Below are 17,322 nucleotides of genomic sequence, written 5' to 3' on the forward strand. Positions count from 1 at the left end.
TTCTTGGTCGTGCTGGTGGTCACTGGCAGGCCTCGCAGGATTCGGGGTTCTCGAGGGAGCAGGCGACGGCCTCGGGGTCGGCCGGCTGCTGGACGGGGACGGCGGCGCGGGCCGCGCGGGCGATCCGGGTCGCCGGGCGGGAGCGCAGGTAGTAGGTGGTCTTCAGCCCCTGCTTCCAGGCGTAGGCGTACATCGAGGAGAGCTTCCCGATGGTCGGCGTCTCCAGGAACAGGTTGAGCGACTGCGCCTGGTCGAGGAACGGGGTGCGGGCGGCGGCCATGTCGATCAGGCCGCGCTGCGGGATCTCCCACGCGGTGCGGTACAGCCGCCGCACGTCCTCGGGGATCCACGCGACGTCCTGCACCGAGCCGTTCGCCTCGCGCAGCGCCTCCCGGGTGCGCGCGTCCCACACGCCGAGCCGCTTGAGGTCCTCCACCAGGTACGAGTTGACCTGGAGGAACTCCCCGGACAGCGTCTCGCGCTTGAACAGGTTGGACACCTGCGGCTCGATGCACTCGTACACGCCGGCGATGGACGCGATGGTCGCGGTGGGCGCGATCGCCAGCAGCAGCGCGTTGCGCATGCCCGTCGCGGCGATCCGGCTCCGCAGCGCCTCCCAGCGCTCCGGCCAGGCCAGTGTGACGTCGTAGTGGTCGGGGTGCAGCACGCCCCGGGCGGTACGGGTCTTCTCCCAGGCGGGCAGCGGGCCGTGCCGCTCGGCCAGCTCGGCGGACGTCTCGTACGCGGCGAGCATGATCCGCTCGGCGATCCTCGTGGAGAGCGCCTTCGCCTCAGGGGAGTCGAAGGGCATCCGCAGCCGGAAGAACACGTCCTGCAGCCCCATCACGCCCAGGCCCACCGGGCGCCAGCGGCTGTTGGACCGGGACGCCTGCTCGGTCGGGTAGAAGTTGATGTCGACCACCCGGTCCAGGAACGTCACGGCGGTGCGGACCGCGGCGTCCAGGCGCTCCCAGTCCATGCCGTCCCCGTCGGTGAAGGCCGCGAGGTTGACCGAGCCCAGGTTGCAGACCGCCGTCTCCCCGTCGTCGGTGACCTCCAGGATCTCCGTGCACAGGTTCGAGGAGTGGACGACGTGACCCGGCTCGGCGGTCTGGTTGGCGGTGCGGTTGGCGGTGTCCTTGAAGGTCATCCAGCCGTTGCCGGTCTGCGCGAGGGTGCGCATCATCCGGCCGTACAGCTCGCGGGCCGGGAGCGTCCTGCGGGCCAGGCCCCTGGCCTCGGCGGCGCGGTAGGCCGCGTCGAACTCCTCGCCCCACAGGTCGGCCAGCTCGGGCACGTCGGCCGGGGAGAACAGCGACCACGCCGCGTCGTCGGCGACCCGGCGCATGAACTCGTCCGGCACCCAGTGCGCCAGGTTCAGGTTGTGCGTACGGCGGGCGTCCTCACCGGTGTTGTCGCGCAGCTCCAGGAACTCCTCGATGTCCGCGTGCCAGGTCTCCAGGTAGACCGCGGCGGCGCCCTTGCGCCGGCCGCCCTGGTTCACGGCGGCGACGGAGGCGTCCAGCGTCTTCAGGAACGGCACGATGCCGCCTGAGTGCCCGTTGGTGCCGCGGATCAGCGAGCCCCGGGCGCGGACCCGGGAGAAGGACAGGCCGATGCCGCCGGCGTGCTTCGACAGGCGGGCGACCTGGTGGTAGCGCTCGTAGAGGGAGTCCAGCTCGTCCTTGGGGGAGTCGAGGAGGTAGCAGGACGACATCTGCGGGTGGCGGGTGCCGGAGTTGAACAGCGTGGGGGAGGAGGGCAGGTAGTCCAGCCGGCTCATCAGCCCGTACAGCGCGGCGACCTCCTCCAGCGCCCGCACGCCGTCGTCCTCGGCGAGACCGCAGGCGACCCGCAGCAGGAAGTGCTGGGGCGTCTCGACGACCTTGCGGGTGACCGGGTGGCGCAGCAGGTAGCGGCTGTGCAGGGTGCGCAGCCCGAAGTAGCCGAAGCGGTCGTCGGCGCCGGTGTCGATCAGCGCGTCCAGACGGGCCGCGTGCAGCCGGACGAAGGCGGCGGTCCGGTCGCTGATCAGGCCCTCCCGGTGCCCGGCGGCCACCGACCCGGTGAACGAGGTGACGCCCTGCGAGGCGGCCTCGGCGCGGATGCCGAGGGTCAGCAGCCGGGCGGCGAGCCGGGAGTAGGCGGGGTCCTCGGAGATCAGTCCGGCCGCCGCCTCGGTGGCCAGGTCCCGCAGCTCCGCCTCGTCGGCGGCGGCGGACCGGCCGCGCAGCGCGGCGGCGGCCACCCGGCCGGGGTCGGCGTCGGGCAGGTCGGCGGTCAGCTCCGTCAGGGTCCGCAGCAGCGCGGCCCCGGGGCGGTCGCTCTCCTCGGTCACGCCGGTCGCTGAAGCCGGATCGGCTGGCGCGATGGTCACGTGGGGCTCTCCCTCGCTCGGCACGGGGGCCTCGAAGAGCGCAGGGGGCAGCACACGAGCGCACGCGGCGTCGCGTCCACCGGCCCATTCCACGAGGCCCGGACGTCAGGGCACCCGGACCGGAAGGGCCGGGCGCACTGTCGGCAGGTCCTCGGACTGACTCCCGTGCGCGCCCGTGGGCAGGCATGGGTACACCGTTGCGGGACAGTTCCGGATTCGCACCGGATTCCCCTGCGGCGACAGCGAGCATGAGCATACATCTTGTGCCGGGTGCCGCCGACGGACCCATATGTTGTGTCGCGCAGGGGTTAGGGTGGTGCCGGGCGGAAGGGCCGGGCGCAACCGTCAGAGCGTCAGCCCGTAGACGAGCAGCGTGATGTCGTCCAGCTCCGGCAGCGGGTTCCAGTCCCGCCGGGGGTCGCGGGTGAAGCCCAGCCGTTCGTACACCCGGTGTGCGGCGTGCATGGTGTGCTGGGTGGACAGCACCATCCGCGCGCACCCGAGCGCCCGCGCCCGGTCGACGCAGGCGCGCACCAGGGCCTCGCCGGCGCCCCGGCCGCGGTGGGCGCGGGACACCGCCAGCATCCGTATCTCCGCCTCGCCGGGCTCCGCGATGTCGGCCATGGGTCCGGGGCCCGGCACGAAGGTCACCCCGCCCAGCAGCGTGCCGTGCTCCACGGCGACCAGCACCTCGGCGGCCGCCGCGCGCTTCGCCACGTCCCGCAGCTCGCCGAGGTAGGCGTCGCTCTCCCCGAAGTCCAGCAGACCGTCGCCGAGATAGGCCTGCGCGGTGATCTCACCGAGTTCCGCGTGCTCGCCGGGCGTCACCGGCCGGATGACGATGTCCATGCGGGGGAGTCTGCCGCACGGGTACGACAGCGGGCCGCCGGTTCTCCACCGGCGGCCCGCCGCCCCCGTGCCCTGCCGCGTCAGTGCGCGCTGCCCGCCGTGGCCGGCGGGAGCTCGACCCGCACGCCCGGGTCGCCGGCGTCCGCCGTGTAGTCCTGCGGCTTCGTCTCGTCGACGCCCTCCGGCGCCTTGACCGCCCTCAGGACGAAGGTCAGGACGACCGTGACCAGCACGTTGATCACGAAGGCGGTGAGACCGATGTAGCCGATCTCGCCGATGCCCGGGATCTTCTCGGCGGAGCCGCCGAAGTGCTTCTGCGTCGGCGACGCCACCCCGTACGCGGCGACCGTGCCGTAGATCATGCCGACCGCCCAGCCGCCGATCAGCGCCCAGCGGTGGAACCACCGGGTGAACAGGCCGCCCACCAGCGCCGGGAAGGTCTGCAGGATCCAGATCCCGCCCAGCAACTGGAAGTTGATGGCGACCGTTTTGTCCATGGTCAGCACGAAGGCCAGCGCGCCCACCTTCACCAGCAGCGACACGACCTTGGAGACGGCGGTCTCCTGCCTGGGCGTCGCGTCCGGCCTGATGAAGTCCTTGTAGATGTTGCGGGTGAACAGGTTCGCCGCCGCGATCGACATGATCGCCGCCGGCACCAGCGCGCCGATGCCGATCGCCGCGAAGGCCACGCCGGCGAACCAGTCCGGGAACATGGTCTCGAACAGCTGCGGGATGGCCAGCTGGCCGTTCTGCACCTCCACCCCGGCCGCGATCGCCATGAAGCCGAGCAGCGCCAGCAGGCCCAGCATCAGCGAGTACAGCGGCAGGATCGTGGTGTTGCGGCGGATCACCTCACGGCTCTTGGAGGACAGCGTCGCGGTGATCGAGTGCGGGTACATGAACAGCGCGAGCGCCGAGCCCAGCGCCAGCGTGGCGTACGTCCACTGGCCCGCCTCGCCCGGCACCAGCGAGCCGCGCGGCGCGCCCGTGGCCGGGTTGGTCTCGCTGTACGCCTCCCGCGCGGAGGCGAAGATCTCGTCGAACCCGCCCAGCTTGATCGGGATGTAGATGATCGCCACCGCGATGACCAGATAGATCAGCGTGTCCTTGACGAACGCGATCAGCGCGGGCGCCCGCAGCCCGGACGAGTAGGTGTACGCCGCGAGCACACCGAACGCGATGAGCAGCGGCAGGTCCTTGACGAACCAGTTGGTGTGCTCGCCGCCGCCGACGCCCATCACGTCCAGGACGGCCTGGATGCCGACCAGTTGCAGCGCGATGTACGGCATCGTCGCCAGGATGCCGGTCAGCGCGACGGCCAGCGACAGCCCCTTCGAGCCGAACCGCCCGCGCACGAAGTCGGACGTCGTCACATAGCCGTGCTTGTGCGACACCGACCACAGCCGGGGCAGGAAGGTGAAGATCAGCGGGTACACCAGGATCGTGTACGGCACCGCGAAGAAGCCGGCCGCGCCCGCCGCGTAGATCGCCGCAGGGACGGCCACGAAGGTGTACGCGGTGTACAGGTCGCCGCCCAGCAGGAACCAGGTGACCCAGGTGCCGAACGAGCGCCCGCCCAGGCCCCATTCGTCCAGGGTGTGCTCGTTCGCGGCCTTGCGCCAGCGCGCGGCCAGGAAGCCCATCACGGTGACGAGCACGAAGAAGAAGACGAAGACCGCGAGTGCCACGCCGTTCACGCCGTCGTTCACCGCTGCGCACCGCCCTTCCCGGCCGAGCGGGCGCGCTGGTCACGCTGCCACAGCTTGTACGCGACCATCGTCAGCGCGGTCGAGATCAGCACCCAGGCCATCTGGTACCAGTAGAAGAACGGGATGCCGATGAACACCGGGTCGGTCTTGGCGTAGGACCCGACCCACAGCATGGCAACGAACGGTGCGACGAGACAGAGGCCGATGACGACGCGCACGGGCGTCACCACCGGCTCTCGTGGTGTTTCCGGGGCTTGTGACATCAGACGGCTCCCGTCCCCTCACTGATCGCCGACGTTGGCTCGCGGCAATGTAGGGGAGGGACCGGGGCCGTCGGAACCCCCCGTAAGGGGGGAGGTGTGCGGCAGCAGCGCACCCGCGAGGCGACAGCGACGAAAACCCCGTCAGCCGCCCGGTCCGCCGGGCGGTGCGGGACGGCGGAGGGCTGCCCGGAGGCGTCCGGTCTCAGTCCTGCGGGCGCTTGAGGCGCGCGACGAACTTGTACCGGTCGCCCCGGTACACCGACCGCACCCACTCCACGGGCTGCCCCCCACGGTCGAGCGAGTGCCGGGACAGCATCAGCATCGGCAGGCCGACGTCGGTGCCGAGCAGGCCCGCCTCGCGCGGCGTGGCCAGGGACGTCTCGATGGTCTCCTCGGCCTCCGCGAGGTGGACGTCGTACACCTCGGCGAGGGCGGTGTAGAGGGAGGTGTACTTGGCCAGGCTGCGGCGCAGCGCGGGGAAGCGCTTGGCGCTGAGGTGGGTGGTCTCGATGGCCATCGGCTCGCCGTTCGCCATGCGCAGCCGCTCGATGCGCAGCACCCGGCCGCCGGCGGTGATGTCGAGCAGGCCGGCCAGCCGGTCGTCGGCCGTGATGTACCCGAGGTCCAGGAGCTGCGAGGTCGGCTCCAGGCCCTGGGCGCGCATGTCCTCGGTGTACGAGGTGAGCTGGAGCGCCTGGGACACCTTGGGCTTGGCGACGAAGGTGCCCTTGCCCTGGATCCGCTCCAGACGGCCCTCGACCACCAGTTCCTGCAGCGCCTGGCGCACGGTGGTGCGCGAGGTGTCGAACTCGGCCGCCAGCGTGCGCTCGGGCGGGACCGGCGTGCCGGGAGGCGCGGTCTCGGTCATGTCGAGCAGGTGCTTCTTCAGCCGGTAGTACTTGGGCACGCGCGCCGTACGGACGACGGTCCCGCCCTCGTTCTCCGCACTGCTGACGTCGGTGCTCATGCTCTGCCTTCCCGGCTCCGGCTGCCGAAGCGGCCGACGGACCGTCGGCCACGGCTGACATCGTGGCACGGCTCCGGGCGGGGGCGGGCCCCTCGCACGCTCCGTGATCCCTTTTGTATACCCCTGTGACCGTGATGGTCCAGACCACGGGCGGGGGTCAGATGCCCTGCCACTCCGGCTTGCCGGCGTAGGTGTGCCGGAAGTAGTCGGCGAGCTTCAGCTTGGAGGCGGCGGCCTCGTCGACCACCACGGTGGCGTGCGGGTGCAGCTGCAGCGCGGACGCCGGGCACACCGCCGCGACCGGGCCCTCGACGGTGGCGGCGACCGCGTCCGCCTTGCCCTCGCCGGTGGCCAGCAGCACCAGGTGCCGGGCCTCCAGGATGGTGCCGATGCCCTGGGTGATGACGTGGCGCGGGACCTGGTCGACGTCGCCGTCGAAGAAGCGGGCGTTGTCCGCCCGGGTCTGCTCGGTCAGGGTCTTGATCCGGGTGCGCGAGACGAGCGAGGAGCACGGCTCGTTGAACCCGATGTGGCCGTCGGTGCCGATGCCGAGGAGCTGGAGGTCCACACCGCCGGCCTCGGCCAGCTCCCGGTCGTAGCGCTCGCACGCGGCCTGGACGTCCTCGGCCGTGCCGTCGGGGCTCAGGAAGGCGTCCACCGGGATGCCGAGCGGATCGAGGACCTCGCGCCGGAGCACCGAGCGGTAGGACTCGGGGTGGTCGGCGGGCAGCCCCACGTACTCGTCGAGCTGGGCCACCCGCGCACGGGAGGTGTCCACGGCGCCGGCGCGGACCTTCGCCGCCAGCGCCTCGTAGACGGGCAGCGGGGTGGAACCGGTGGCCACGCCGAGCAGGGCGTCGGGCTTGCGCCGCAGCAGCTGGGCCATGGCCTCGGCGACGAGCTCGCCGCCCGCCTTGGCGTCCGCGACGATGACAACTTCCACGATGGGCCTGCCGATCTTCCGGTGGACTCGACTGGGACGGGCCCCGGGGCACCGGGGCCAGGTGGTGTAGACCAATCTCAATCTAGCAGAGGAGCGCCCGTCCGCCCAGGTGAGACCGGCCCTTGGGACGGAACCGGCGCCCGGGTCCGGGTGCCCCGGAAATCCCGCGTCCGACCGGCCCCGCCGGCACACCTCTCGGGTTAGGCTGCGTACTGGACCCGCCCGCGTCCGCGGGGACGCCGAGGGACGGCGAAGAACCCTCGTACGACGCATTTACAGGCGCAGTGGTCTAGTCCACAATGCGTAGCAGGACACACAGACCTGCCTTCCCCGCACAGGAAGGCGGACCGAGGATCCGAGGCTCTCTGCCCTGACTGCCCCGGCTCCTCATCCTTCGGCCGACCGGGACCGCACACCCCACCGGCCGATATTGCTCCGGGCTGCGGTGCCGGGAGGGTTGAGGGTCCCTCTCAGGCGCCGCGGCCCGCGGGTGTTCCAAGGCCGGACGATCCCGCGGGTACGCTCGCTGACGTGCCCTCCATGAACGAACTCGTACGCCAGCACACCGCCCTCGACGACACCGACCTCGAGTGGCTCCACCTGCTGGTCTCGGAGTGGCAGCTGCTCTCCGACCTCTCCTTCGCCGACCTGGTGCTGTGGGTCCCCACGCGCGACGGCACGCGCTACGTCTCCGTCGCCCAGATGCGGCCCAACACCGGCCCGACCTCCTACCAGGACGACATGGTCGGCCATCTGGTCCCGCGCGGCCGCCGGCCCATGCTGGACGCGGCCCTGGACGAGGGCCGCATCGTGCGTGAGGGCGACCCGGAGTGGCGGGAGGAGGTCCCGGTCCGCGTCGAGTCCATCCCGGTACGGCGCGAGGGGCGGGTCCTCGGCGTCATCGCGCGCAACACCAACCTGCTCACCGTGCGCACCCCGAGCCGGCTGGAGCTCACCTATCTGCAGAGCGCCTCGGACCTCGCCCAGATGATCGCGGCGGGCGCTTTCCCCTTCGCGAACCAGCAGCTGGAGATGGACGCCTCGCCGCGGGTCGGCGACGGCCTGATCCGGCTCGACGCCGACGGCGTGGTCCAGTACGCGTCGCCCAACGCCCTGTCCGCCTACCACCGGCTGGGCCTGGCCGCGGACCTGGTGGGCCATCACCTCGGGCGGACCACCGCCGAACTGGCACCCTCGCGCGGGCCGGTGGACGAGGCGCTGGCCAAGGTCGCGAGCGGCTGGGCGCCCCGCGAGTTCGAGATCGAGTCCGGCGACGGCGTGATCCAGTTCCGCGCGATCCCGCTCAAGCCCAAGGGCACCCGCATCGGTTCGCTGGTGCTGCTCCGGGACGTGACCGAACTGCGCCGCCGCGAACGCGAATTGATCACCAAGGACGCCACCATCCGGGAGATCCACCACCGGGTGAAGAACAACCTCCAGACGGTGGCCGCGCTGCTGCGGCTCCAGGCCCGCCGGATCGGGTCGGAGCGCGGGCGCGCGGCGCTGGAGGAGGCCGTGCGGCGGGTCGGGTCCATCGCCATCGTCCACGAGACGCTGTCCCAGAACCTGGACGAGCGCGTGGAGTTCGACGAGATCGCCGACCGGGTGCTCGCCATGGTCGCCGAGATCTCCCCGGGCAAGGTCACCGGCCGGCGCTCGGGCCGCTTCGGGATACTCGACGCCGAGGTGGCCACGCCGCTGTCGATGGTGCTGACCGAGGTGCTGCAGAACGCCCTGGAGCACGGCTTCCGGGAGGGCGAGACCGGCACCGTCGAGGTGTCGGCGGTGCGCGGCGGCACTTCCCGGGAGGCGCGTCTGCTGGTCACCGTGCAGGACGACGGGGTGGGGCTGCCCGAGGGGTTCGACCCGCACACCGCGGGCAACCTGGGCCTGCAGATCGTACGGACGCTGGTGGAGGGGGAGTTGGGCGGCGCCTTCGACATGGTGCCGGCGCCGGAGCGGGGGACCCGGGTGATCCTCGACATCCCGGTGCAGTCCCCCGCGTAGCCGCCGGGCCCGACGTGACGCGGGCCCGGACAGCAAAAGGCCCCGGACCACGGTCCGGGGCTGATGCTCGTTCCTTCGCTTCCCCTGCCCGACCGGGTCGGGCACCGGGGGAACGTCGCGCTGCGGCTCGGGGCGGGAGATGCGTGTGCGCCGTCCACGGAATCATCCGGACGGGCGCACACGCGCCGCCAAGCTCAGGCTGTTCGCGGGGGCGGGGTCGTCAGGCGGAGGCCTGACGCGCCCGGTTGCGGGCAGCGCGGCGCTTCATCGCGCGACGCTCGTCCTCGCTGAGACCACCCCAGACGCCGGAGTCCTGACCGGACTCGAGCGCCCACTGCAGGCACTGCTCGATCACCGGGCAGCGGCGGCAGACGGCCTTGGCTTCCTCGATCTGCAGCAGCGCGGGACCGGTGTTGCCGATGGGGAAGAAGAGCTCGGGGTCTTCTTCGCGGCAAACGGCGTTGTGACGCCAGTCCATGGCTGCTACCTCTCCTTGGTATTACTGCGGTTAGCTTGTGAATGTGAACGCTTTCACGAATCCCTCAACAAGGGAAGGGCCGACTGCCAGGGTCCCTGGCGTGGTCCTTGGGTTTGAAGAGGGGTTCCGGTGATCTGTGGAGGCCGGTGTGGCGGGCCGTCCCGATCGCCAAGAAGAGACTCGCAAACCTCGGCGGCGGATACAACCCCTTCCGAAAAGTTTTTTTTGATTCTTCGGTGTCGACTAGGTCACAGCCGTACTTCCATGGGGTGGATCCTGGCCTAAACGTTCGACTGAAAGGACTTTGGGCCTTTCTGCTCACACAATCACACGCAGTGCACGGCGTACGCCTGTGAACGTCACGCTCGTACGCAGCCCCAGGTGGTCACCGTCCATCTGAAGGGGCAACGGCACCTTCGAATGCAAGGTGAAGCGTGTCAGATCGTGCCGCGACACCGCGTGCTTGCCGCGAGGGCCGCGCTCCGGGGACGAAGTGAGCAACTGCGTGCCATACCGGGCAACCGCGGCGGTGGACATCCGCGTGAGACCGAAGAGATCGAGTCCCGCGTCGAACGACGCCCGGGGCGACGCGTAGATCGGGCGGTTGCCGAGGAACGTCCACGGCGAGGTGTTCGAGACTATGGACAGCACCAGGTCCTCGACCGGCTCCTCGCCCTCGAGATCCAATGTGATCATCCCGTGCCGGCGGTGCGGGTCGCCCAGCAGCTGACGCACCACCTGGCGCATGTACAGCGCGTGCGTCGACCTTCTGCCCCGCTCCCGCTGCTGCTCCACCCGGCCGACCACGCCGGCGTCGAAGCCCAGCCCCGCGTTGAAGGTGAACCAGCGGGCCGGCACCGCCTCGTCCTCGGTGCCGGGGGTGCCCGAGGTCAGCCCCAGGCCCACGGTCCGCTCCCGGCCCTCGCGCAGGGCGTCCAGCAGCGCGCCGGTCGCCTCCACGGGCTGGTTGGGCAGCCCCAGGGCGCGGGCGAAGACGTTGGTGGAGCCGCCGGGGACCACGGCGAGACCGGGCAGGTGCTCCGGGTCGGGTCCCGCGTGCAGCAGGCCGTTGACCACCTCGTTCACCGTGCCGTCGCCGCCCAGGGCGACCACCAGGTCGACCTCGCCGCTCTCCGCCGCCTGCCGGCCCAGGTCGCGGGCGTGTCCGCGGTACTCGGTGGTCACCGCGTCCAGCTTCATCTCGCTGGCGAGCGCGTGGATCAGCACGTCGCGTGTGCGCGCACTGGTGGTGGTTGCCGCCGGGTTGACCACGAGGAGTGCACGCATGACGTGCAGGGTACCTACTGAGCGGTACCCGGCCCAGACCGAGGTCCCGCCCCCGCGGACGGCGCGGGCGTGAACCTCGCCACGGGGCGGCTCCCCGGCGGCGGCTACCCTGCAGGGGTGAGCAGCGAGCAGACCCCCGCCACCAGCCCCGACGACACCGGCGCCCGTCCGCGCCGCCTGACGTACGCAGCGGCCCTGGCCGCGTTCGAGGGACTGGCGCTGGTCGTGGGCGGCGTCTGGCTGCTGGTGCTCGGTCTCGCGGGCGATCCGGACGGCCGGGCGCAGGCCGTCACCGGCGGGGTCACCCTGATCGTGCTGGCGCTGCTGCCGCTGCTGGCCGCGCGCGGCCTGTTCGCCCGGCGGAGCTGGAGCCGCGGGCCCGCCGTCATCACGCAGATCATGGCGCTGCCGGTGGCCTACAACATGCTGCTGTCCGACGGGGCGGCGATTCCCGCCGGGATCGTGCTCGCCGTCGTCGCCGTGACCGCGCTGGTGCTGCTGGTCAACGCGGAGACCACCCGGGCCCTCGGCATCCGCGGGCCCGGGAACGCGGGCGACGCCGCGAAGTGACGCGCCGGGGCGGCGCCGGCGCTCACTCCTCGACGAGCAGCTTCTCCCGCAGCTGGGCCAGGGTGCGGGCCAGCAGCCGGGAGACGTGCATCTGCGAAATGCCGACCTCCTGCGCGATCTGCGACTGGGTCATGTTGCCGAAGAAGCGCAGCAGCAGGATCCGCTTCTCGCGCGGCGGGAGGTCCTCCAGCAGCGGCTTGAGCGACTCCCGGTACTCCACGCCCTCCAGCGCCTCGTCCTCCGCGCCGAGGGTGTCGGCGACCGCCGGGGACTCGTCGTCGGTGTCGGGGACGTCCAGGGACAGCGTGGAGTAGGCGTTCGCCGACTCCAGGCCCTCCAGGACCTCCTCCTCGGAGATGGCCAGTTTCTGCGCCAGCTCGTGCACCGTGGGGGAGCGGCCGTGCAGCTGGGACAGCTCCGCCGTGGCCGTGGTGAGCGCCAGCCGCAGCTCCTGGAGCCGCCGCGGCACGCGCACCGCCCAGCCCTTGTCGCGGAAGTGCCGCTTGATCTCGCCGACGACCGTCGGGGTGGCGTACGTGGAGAACTCCACGCCGCGGTCCGGGTCGAAGCGGTCGACGGACTTGATCAGCCCGATGGTGGCGACCTGGGTGAGGTCGTCCAGCGGCTCGCCGCGGTTGCGGAAGCGGCGCGCCAGGTGCTCGACGAGCGGCAGATGCATCCGCACCAGACGGTTGCGCAGCTCCGCGTACTCCGGAGTGCCGTCCTCCAACGTGCGCAGTTCGAGGAAGAGGGCGCGCGCCCCGCTGCGGTCCTGCGGGTCGTGGTGCGCGTGCGTGCCCGGCACACCCGGTGTGCTCCGTGCGCCGGGGGCGGGCGCCGCCCGCTCCTCGGCCTCTCGCTCGTGCTCGCTCATCGTCCCGCCCGTCGCCCTTCCCCGAGCGCTCGCCTCGTCCCCCGCCGCCGGCTCGGCCCGGGCGGGGGCGTCCCCGCCGGGAGCGGCCGGTCCGGCCGCGGACGTGCCCCGCACGGCACCGCCGGCCTGCCCGCCGCCCGGCCGGACGTCCCTGGCGGAATCGTCCTCCGGATGCGGCCGGGCCTGCTCGGGGATGCCGTCGATGCCGTCCGGCACGCGCTCGGCCGGCAGCTTTCGTGTGCCGCGTTCTTCGTCCCGCACCGGCCCGTCCTCGCTCCTCACGCCGGCCCGGGTCCCGCGCCGCGCTGTTTGTAGAGGCTGATCGACACGGTCTTGTCCTCGTCCACGGCCGAGGAGACCTTGCCCGCGAGCGCGGACAGCACGGTCCAGGCGAAGGTGTCCCGCGAGGGGGCGTGGCCGTCCGTGGTGGGCGCCGAGACGGTGACCTCCAGCGAGTCGTCGACGAGCCGGAAGACGCAACTGAGCACCGATCCCGGCACGGCCTGCTGCAGCAGGATCGCGCAGGCCTCGTCGACCGCGATGCGCAGGTCCTCGATCTCGTCGAGGGTGAAGTCCAAACGGGCCGCGAGACCGGCCGTGGCCGTACGCAGCACCGACAGGTAGGCCCCCGCGGCCGGCAGCCGGACTTCCACGAAGTCCTGGGTCGCGGGCTCGCCTGCGATCTGGGACACCCTCACCTCCAAGGTGGTACAAGCGTTTCAGGGCCTGTGTTCGCCCCCGGGCAACGCGCTACGTGGTTCAGCCGTGACGCTATCGCGCTCCCGGCGGTCCTGTCGCCGGGACCCCGACCCGCTTCCGTCACTCATAGTAAAACCCTGAACACGCTCCGTGGCTAGGGGTCTGCGGCGACCAAATGGGAAGAGCGCGCGCCGCATTGACGTACCCAGGCGCCGGACCGTCGAACCGTCCGGCACCGGGAGTCCCGCCGCGTCACACCGGTACGCGGTCGACGGAGGGCCGGAGCCGGTCCTCGCCGGGCTCGTGGGTCCGCGTCACGGGACGGCCGGTCTCCCCGCGGCGCCGCGTCGCGTGCCGCTGCGGCGAGGCGCCGCAGCGGCCGGCGTGCCCGCAGGTGGGACGGAGGCGCGACCGCACCGGATCCGTCCCCTTCCGCGGACACTCCGGACACGTCCCACCGAGCGGCGCCGGTTCCGGGTACGGCAACGCCTCGACGTGCGTGCACTGGTTCATGATGGCCAGATTACGACGGGCGCGCGGACGCCCGCGCGGAAAAAGGAGGGTGGGCCGGACGCGGACGGGACGCCCCTGCCGCTGCGGCTGCCCGGGCGCGGCCCGCGGGCCGGGGTCCTGGCCGGTGCCGAGGCGCGGGCGCGGGCGTCCCGGGCCGCCGAGGAGCGCCTCGGCCGAGCCGGTGGACGACACCCGCCGGCGTCCGTCCCAGGGGATGGCCGGCGTCGGGCATGCGGTGTCCGTGAGACCGCGCGACGGGCGCCCCGTCGGCGACGAGGCGCTGCGGACGCTGACGCGCCGGCCGGCCCCGGAGGAGGCCGCGGCCCGCCGGAGACGCGGCAGGTCCCGGCGGCTCACGGGAACGGACGTCCGGTGATGACCGCGGCGACCGTGCTCCCGCGCGGGAAGGCGCCCTCTCCGGCCAGGGTGACCAGGGCACGAAGCAGCTTGGCGACATAGATACGTTCCACGGGGACGCCGTGGCGCTGTTCGAAGTCCGCGGCGAACGCCTCGAGGTGCGCCGGGACGCGCGCGTAGCCGCCGCAGTGGAACCGCTCGTCCAGGCTCCAGTCCCCGCGCGGCCCGCCGAACGCCTCCGTCTGCAGCGCCCGTGTCCGCGCGCCGAGGAAGCCGCCCTTGAGCACCGGTATGCCGAGGACGCGCGCGCTGCCGGCGAGCCCGGCGGCCAGCCCCGCGAGCGTGCCGCCGGTGCCGCAGGCCACCGCGGCCACGTCCGCCGCTCCCGCCAACTCCCCGCCGAGACCCACGCACCCGCGCACCGCGGCGGCGTTGCTGCCGCCCTCGGGCACGACGTACGCGTCCTCCGCGTCCGCCGCGCGCAGCACGGCCGCGAGGGTGTCCGGATCGGTCGTGCGGCGGTACACCGACCGCTGGACGAAGTGCAGCCGCATGCCGTCGGCCGCGCACCGCGCCAGCGACGGATTGAGCGGCCGGCCGGCGAGTTCCTCGCCGCGCACCACGCCCACCGTGGGCAGACCGAGCAGCCGGCCGGCGGCGGCCGTGGCCCGCAGATGGTTCGAGTACGCCCCGCCGAACGTGACCACCGTCCGCCCGCGGGCCGCCGCGAGGTTCGGGGCGAGCTTGCGCCACTTGTTGCCGACCAGCTCGGGATGGACGAGGTCGTCCCGCTTCAGCAGCAGCCGCACCCCGTGCCGCTCGAACCGCGCGTCGACGGCCTCCTCCAGCGGCGAGGGGAGCCGCGGGCGCAGGGCGGTCAGGGCGTCGGGGCCGGGGGCGTCAGAGCTGGTCACGCGCGCCATTGTCGCCCGGGGCGGGACACGGGCGCGTCCCGGGCGGCGGCCGGACGGGGGCGCCGGTGTTCCGCGTGGGGGGTGTCAGGAGGGCGGAACACCTGCGGCGAGGGCCCCGGCGCCGGGTCAGGCCGGACGGGGCACTTCGTCCCGGTCACGCCGTCCGGGGCATTTCATCCGGGCCGCTTCGTCCGGGTCACTTCAGACGGTCACGGATCCGCTTGCGCATCGCGTTCATGGTGAATCCGCGCGGGTCCACCTTGCCCGGCTGCCACTCCAGGTGGCCGATGACCGACTGCTCGTTCCAGCCGTGGTACCGGCAGACCGCCGCCGCGGCCTTCTCGATGGCCTCCAGCTGCGCCGCCGGCCACGGGTCCTTGCCGTCGCCGAGGTTCTCGCACTCGAAACCGTAGAAGTGCCGGTTGCCGTCGGTGTTGGCCTCGTTGTCCGACGGGAACGTCTTCTTCTCGGCGATCACCGCCCGCAGCACGTCGTCGTCGCCGAGCCCCGCGTGGTTGGCCCGGCCGTAGCCGACGAGGTGCACCCGGCCGTCCTTGGTGATCACGCCGTGGCACAACGGGCCGGGCAGACCCGAGTAGCCCCTGCGGCAGATGTCCACCGTTCTGGCGCTGCCCTTGGTCACGGTGTGATGGATCATCACACCGTGCACCGGCCCCCAGGGACCCTTGTGGTTCCGGTTGTGCTCGCGCCAGTCGCCGACCTCGACGACCGTGAGACCCTCGGCCTTGAGAGCGCGCAGGAACGCGCTCGCGGACATGGGTGGGGCCATGCCGCCCTCCTCCGTGCCGGACGACGGCCGCCGGGCGCGGCCGTCTGGTACAGGGCCTATAGCCGAAAGTCAGCTTTTCAAGTACTCGTTCGGAGGCCGTGCGAGTCGATCCGGACAACTTCCTTCCGCCTGCGCGTCTTTGAACAGCCGGTCAGCCTGCCCAGTCTCCCCAAGACCCAACCCCGCTCGATCGGGTAATGGCGCGGGCACGGTGTGTGAGGAACGCTTGATCACGCACTGCGACGCCCGGCACGGCCGGGCGTGGATCTATCGGGGAGGGCAATTCTCTATGTCGGCAGGCGAAGAGGTCCGCACGGAGCAGACCAGGCAGCAGCAGAGCCTCGGTACGGCCGCGGCGCGGAACCTGGCCACCACGACCAAGTCCGTGCCGCAGATGCAGGAGATCAGTTCCCGCTGGCTGCTGCGGATGCTGCCCTGGGTCGACGTGCAGGGCGGCACGTACCGGGTCAACCGGCGGCTCACCTACGCCGTGGGCGACGGCCGGCTCACGTTCGTGAAGACGGGCGACCGGGTGGAGATCATCCCCGCCGAGCTGGGCGAACTGCCGGTGCTGCGCGACTACGAGGACGAGGAGGTGCTCACCGAGCTGGCCTCCCGCTGCCGGCAGCGGGAGATCGAGGCCGGTCAGGTCATCGCCTCCTTCGGCAGCCCGGCCGACGAGGTGTACCTGCTGGCGCACGGCAGGGTGGAGCGCGTCGGCACCGGCCCCTACGGCGAGGACGAGTCGCTCGGGGTGCTCGCCGACGGCGCCTACTTCGGCGAGCAGGCCCTCCAGGACGACGACGCCATCTGGGAGTACACGGTCCGCACCCTCACCGCCTGCACGGCCCTGGTGCTGCCCCGCGACGCGGTCGACCAGGTCGCCGAGCGGTCCGAGTCCCTGCGCGAGCACCTGCGCCGGCGGGTCGACCTCCCGCGGCAGCGCACCAACAAGTACGGCGAGAAGGAGATCGACCTCGCGGCCGGTCACAGCGGCGAGCCGGACATCCCGCACACGTTCGTCGACTACGAGGCCCGGCCCCGCGAGTACGAACTCAGCGTCGCCCAGACCGTGCTGCGCATCCACACGCGCGTCGCCGACCTCTACAACCAGCCGATGAACCAGACGGAGCAGCAGATCCGGCTGACCGTCGAGGCGCTGAAGGAGCGCCAGGAGCACGAGCTCATCAACAACCGCGACTTCGGCCTGCTGCACAACTGCGAGTACGACCAGCGGATCCAGCCGCACGACGGCGTGCCCGGCCCGGACGACATGGACGAACTGCTCAGTCGGCGCCGCGGCACCCGGCTGCTGCTCGCCCACCCGCGCGCCATCGCCGCGTTCGGCCGCGAGCTCAACAAGCGGGGACTCGTCCCGGAGACCGTCGACGTGGGCGGCAACCGCATCCCCACCTGGCGCGGCGTGCCGATCTACCCGTGCAACAAGATCCCGGTGACCGAGGCCCGCACCACCTCCGTCATCGCGCTGCGCACCGGCGAGGAGGACCAGGGCGTCATCGGCCTGCGGGCGGCCGGCATCCCCGACGAGATCGAGCCGAGCCTGTCCGTGCGGTTCATGGGCATCAACGAACAGGCCATCATCAAATACCTGGTCACGTCCTACTACTCGGCAGCGGTGCTGGTCCCGGACGCGCTGGGCGTCCTGGAGAACGTCGAGATCGGCCGGTGGCGGTGACCGCCCGCCGGCTCCCGCCGCGCGCACCG

At 72.1% G+C, this 17,322-nt stretch carries 15 protein-coding genes and 1 riboswitch; of the genes, 3 read left to right on the forward strand and 12 right to left on the reverse strand.

Annotated features, from left to right (window positions below; all coding sequences use genetic code 11):
* Positions 1-19 precede the first annotated feature (19 nt).
* From ACWH4W_RS11770 to nagB, 6 genes are all read right to left on the reverse strand, one after another.
* The gene (locus tag ACWH4W_RS11770) at positions 20-2,377 is read right to left on the reverse strand and encodes a ribonucleoside-diphosphate reductase subunit alpha (RefSeq protein WP_473075696.1); all 2,358 of its coding nucleotides are present in this window, start codon (positions 2,375-2,377) and stop codon (positions 20-22) included.
* Positions 2,378-2,502: 125 nt separating this feature from the next.
* Positions 2,503-2,673: riboswitch (cobalamin riboswitch) on the reverse strand.
* 49 nt (positions 2,674-2,722) lie between these two features.
* Positions 2,723-3,226, reverse strand: coding sequence for a GNAT family N-acetyltransferase (locus ACWH4W_RS11775; RefSeq protein WP_473075697.1), 504 nt, complete (start codon positions 3,224-3,226; stop codon positions 2,723-2,725).
* Positions 3,227-3,306: 80 nt separating this feature from the next.
* Entirely contained in the window at positions 3,307-4,935 is a 1,629-nt protein-coding gene (mctP, locus tag ACWH4W_RS11780; RefSeq protein WP_473075698.1) for a monocarboxylate uptake permease MctP, read from the reverse strand.
* Positions 4,932-5,198 (reverse strand): DUF3311 domain-containing protein, encoded by a 267-nt coding sequence (locus ACWH4W_RS11785; RefSeq protein ID WP_473075699.1) that lies wholly within the window; start codon positions 5,196-5,198, stop codon positions 4,932-4,934. The genes mctP and ACWH4W_RS11785 overlap by 4 nt, the downstream gene beginning before the upstream one ends.
* A gap of 202 nt (positions 5,199-5,400) precedes the next feature.
* Entirely contained in the window at positions 5,401-6,165 is a 765-nt protein-coding gene (locus ACWH4W_RS11790; RefSeq protein ID WP_473075700.1) for a GntR family transcriptional regulator, read from the reverse strand.
* 157 nt (positions 6,166-6,322) lie between these two features.
* On the reverse strand, positions 6,323-7,108 hold the full coding sequence (gene nagB, locus ACWH4W_RS11795) for a glucosamine-6-phosphate deaminase (RefSeq protein WP_473075701.1): 786 nt from the start codon (positions 7,106-7,108) through the stop codon (positions 6,323-6,325).
* A gap of 540 nt (positions 7,109-7,648) precedes the next feature.
* On the opposite strand from nagB, the gene ACWH4W_RS11800 reads away from it, so the two are divergent.
* Positions 7,649-9,115: a histidine kinase N-terminal domain-containing protein gene (locus tag ACWH4W_RS11800; protein ID WP_473077479.1), complete on the forward strand. Its 1,467-nt coding sequence runs from the start codon at positions 7,649-7,651 to the stop codon at positions 9,113-9,115.
* Positions 9,116-9,335: 220 nt separating this feature from the next.
* Here ACWH4W_RS11800 and ACWH4W_RS11805 read toward each other — a convergent pair whose 3' ends face one another.
* Together ACWH4W_RS11805 and ACWH4W_RS11810 are read right to left on the reverse strand one after the other, a co-directional pair.
* Positions 9,336-9,593 carry a WhiB family transcriptional regulator gene (locus tag ACWH4W_RS11805; RefSeq protein WP_003992873.1) on the reverse strand — a complete coding sequence of 86 codons (258 nt, stop codon included), beginning with the start codon at positions 9,591-9,593 and terminating at the stop codon, positions 9,336-9,338.
* A 318-nt stretch (positions 9,594-9,911) separates the two neighbouring features.
* Positions 9,912-10,880 carry a diacylglycerol/lipid kinase family protein gene (locus tag ACWH4W_RS11810; protein WP_473075702.1) on the reverse strand — a complete coding sequence of 323 codons (969 nt, stop codon included), beginning with the start codon at positions 10,878-10,880 and terminating at the stop codon, positions 9,912-9,914.
* A 117-nt stretch (positions 10,881-10,997) separates the two neighbouring features.
* Between ACWH4W_RS11810 and ACWH4W_RS11815 the strand changes: the two genes are divergently transcribed.
* The gene (locus ACWH4W_RS11815; protein WP_473075703.1) at positions 10,998-11,450 is read left to right on the forward strand and encodes a hypothetical protein; all 453 of its coding nucleotides are present in this window, start codon (positions 10,998-11,000) and stop codon (positions 11,448-11,450) included.
* Between the two features lie 22 nt (positions 11,451-11,472).
* Here the strand turns inward: ACWH4W_RS11815 and ACWH4W_RS11820 are convergent, their stop codons facing one another.
* The 4 genes from ACWH4W_RS11820 to ACWH4W_RS11835 all read right to left on the reverse strand — a co-directional run bounded on the left by ACWH4W_RS11820 (position 11,473) and on the right by ACWH4W_RS11835 (position 15,597).
* Positions 11,473-12,585: an RNA polymerase sigma factor SigF gene (locus ACWH4W_RS11820; RefSeq protein WP_473075704.1), complete on the reverse strand. Its 1,113-nt coding sequence runs from the start codon at positions 12,583-12,585 to the stop codon at positions 11,473-11,475.
* Positions 12,586-12,602: 17 nt separating this feature from the next.
* On the reverse strand, positions 12,603-13,016 hold the full coding sequence (locus tag ACWH4W_RS11825; protein ID WP_004925829.1) for an ATP-binding protein: 414 nt from the start codon (positions 13,014-13,016) through the stop codon (positions 12,603-12,605).
* An 873-nt stretch (positions 13,017-13,889) separates the two neighbouring features.
* Positions 13,890-14,816 carry a 1-aminocyclopropane-1-carboxylate deaminase/D-cysteine desulfhydrase gene (locus ACWH4W_RS11830; RefSeq protein WP_473075705.1) on the reverse strand — a complete coding sequence of 309 codons (927 nt, stop codon included), beginning with the start codon at positions 14,814-14,816 and terminating at the stop codon, positions 13,890-13,892.
* 187 nt (positions 14,817-15,003) lie between these two features.
* Entirely contained in the window at positions 15,004-15,597 is a 594-nt protein-coding gene (locus ACWH4W_RS11835) for an N-acetylmuramoyl-L-alanine amidase (RefSeq protein WP_473075706.1), read from the reverse strand.
* Between the two features lie 289 nt (positions 15,598-15,886).
* Between ACWH4W_RS11835 and ACWH4W_RS11840 the strand changes: the two genes are divergently transcribed.
* On the forward strand, positions 15,887-17,293 hold the full coding sequence (locus ACWH4W_RS11840) for a family 2B encapsulin nanocompartment shell protein (RefSeq protein ID WP_473075707.1): 1,407 nt from the start codon (positions 15,887-15,889) through the stop codon (positions 17,291-17,293).
* Positions 17,294-17,322: the final 29 nt, after the last annotated feature.

It is taken from the genome of Streptomyces sp. DSM 120436, assembly GCF_055778765.1.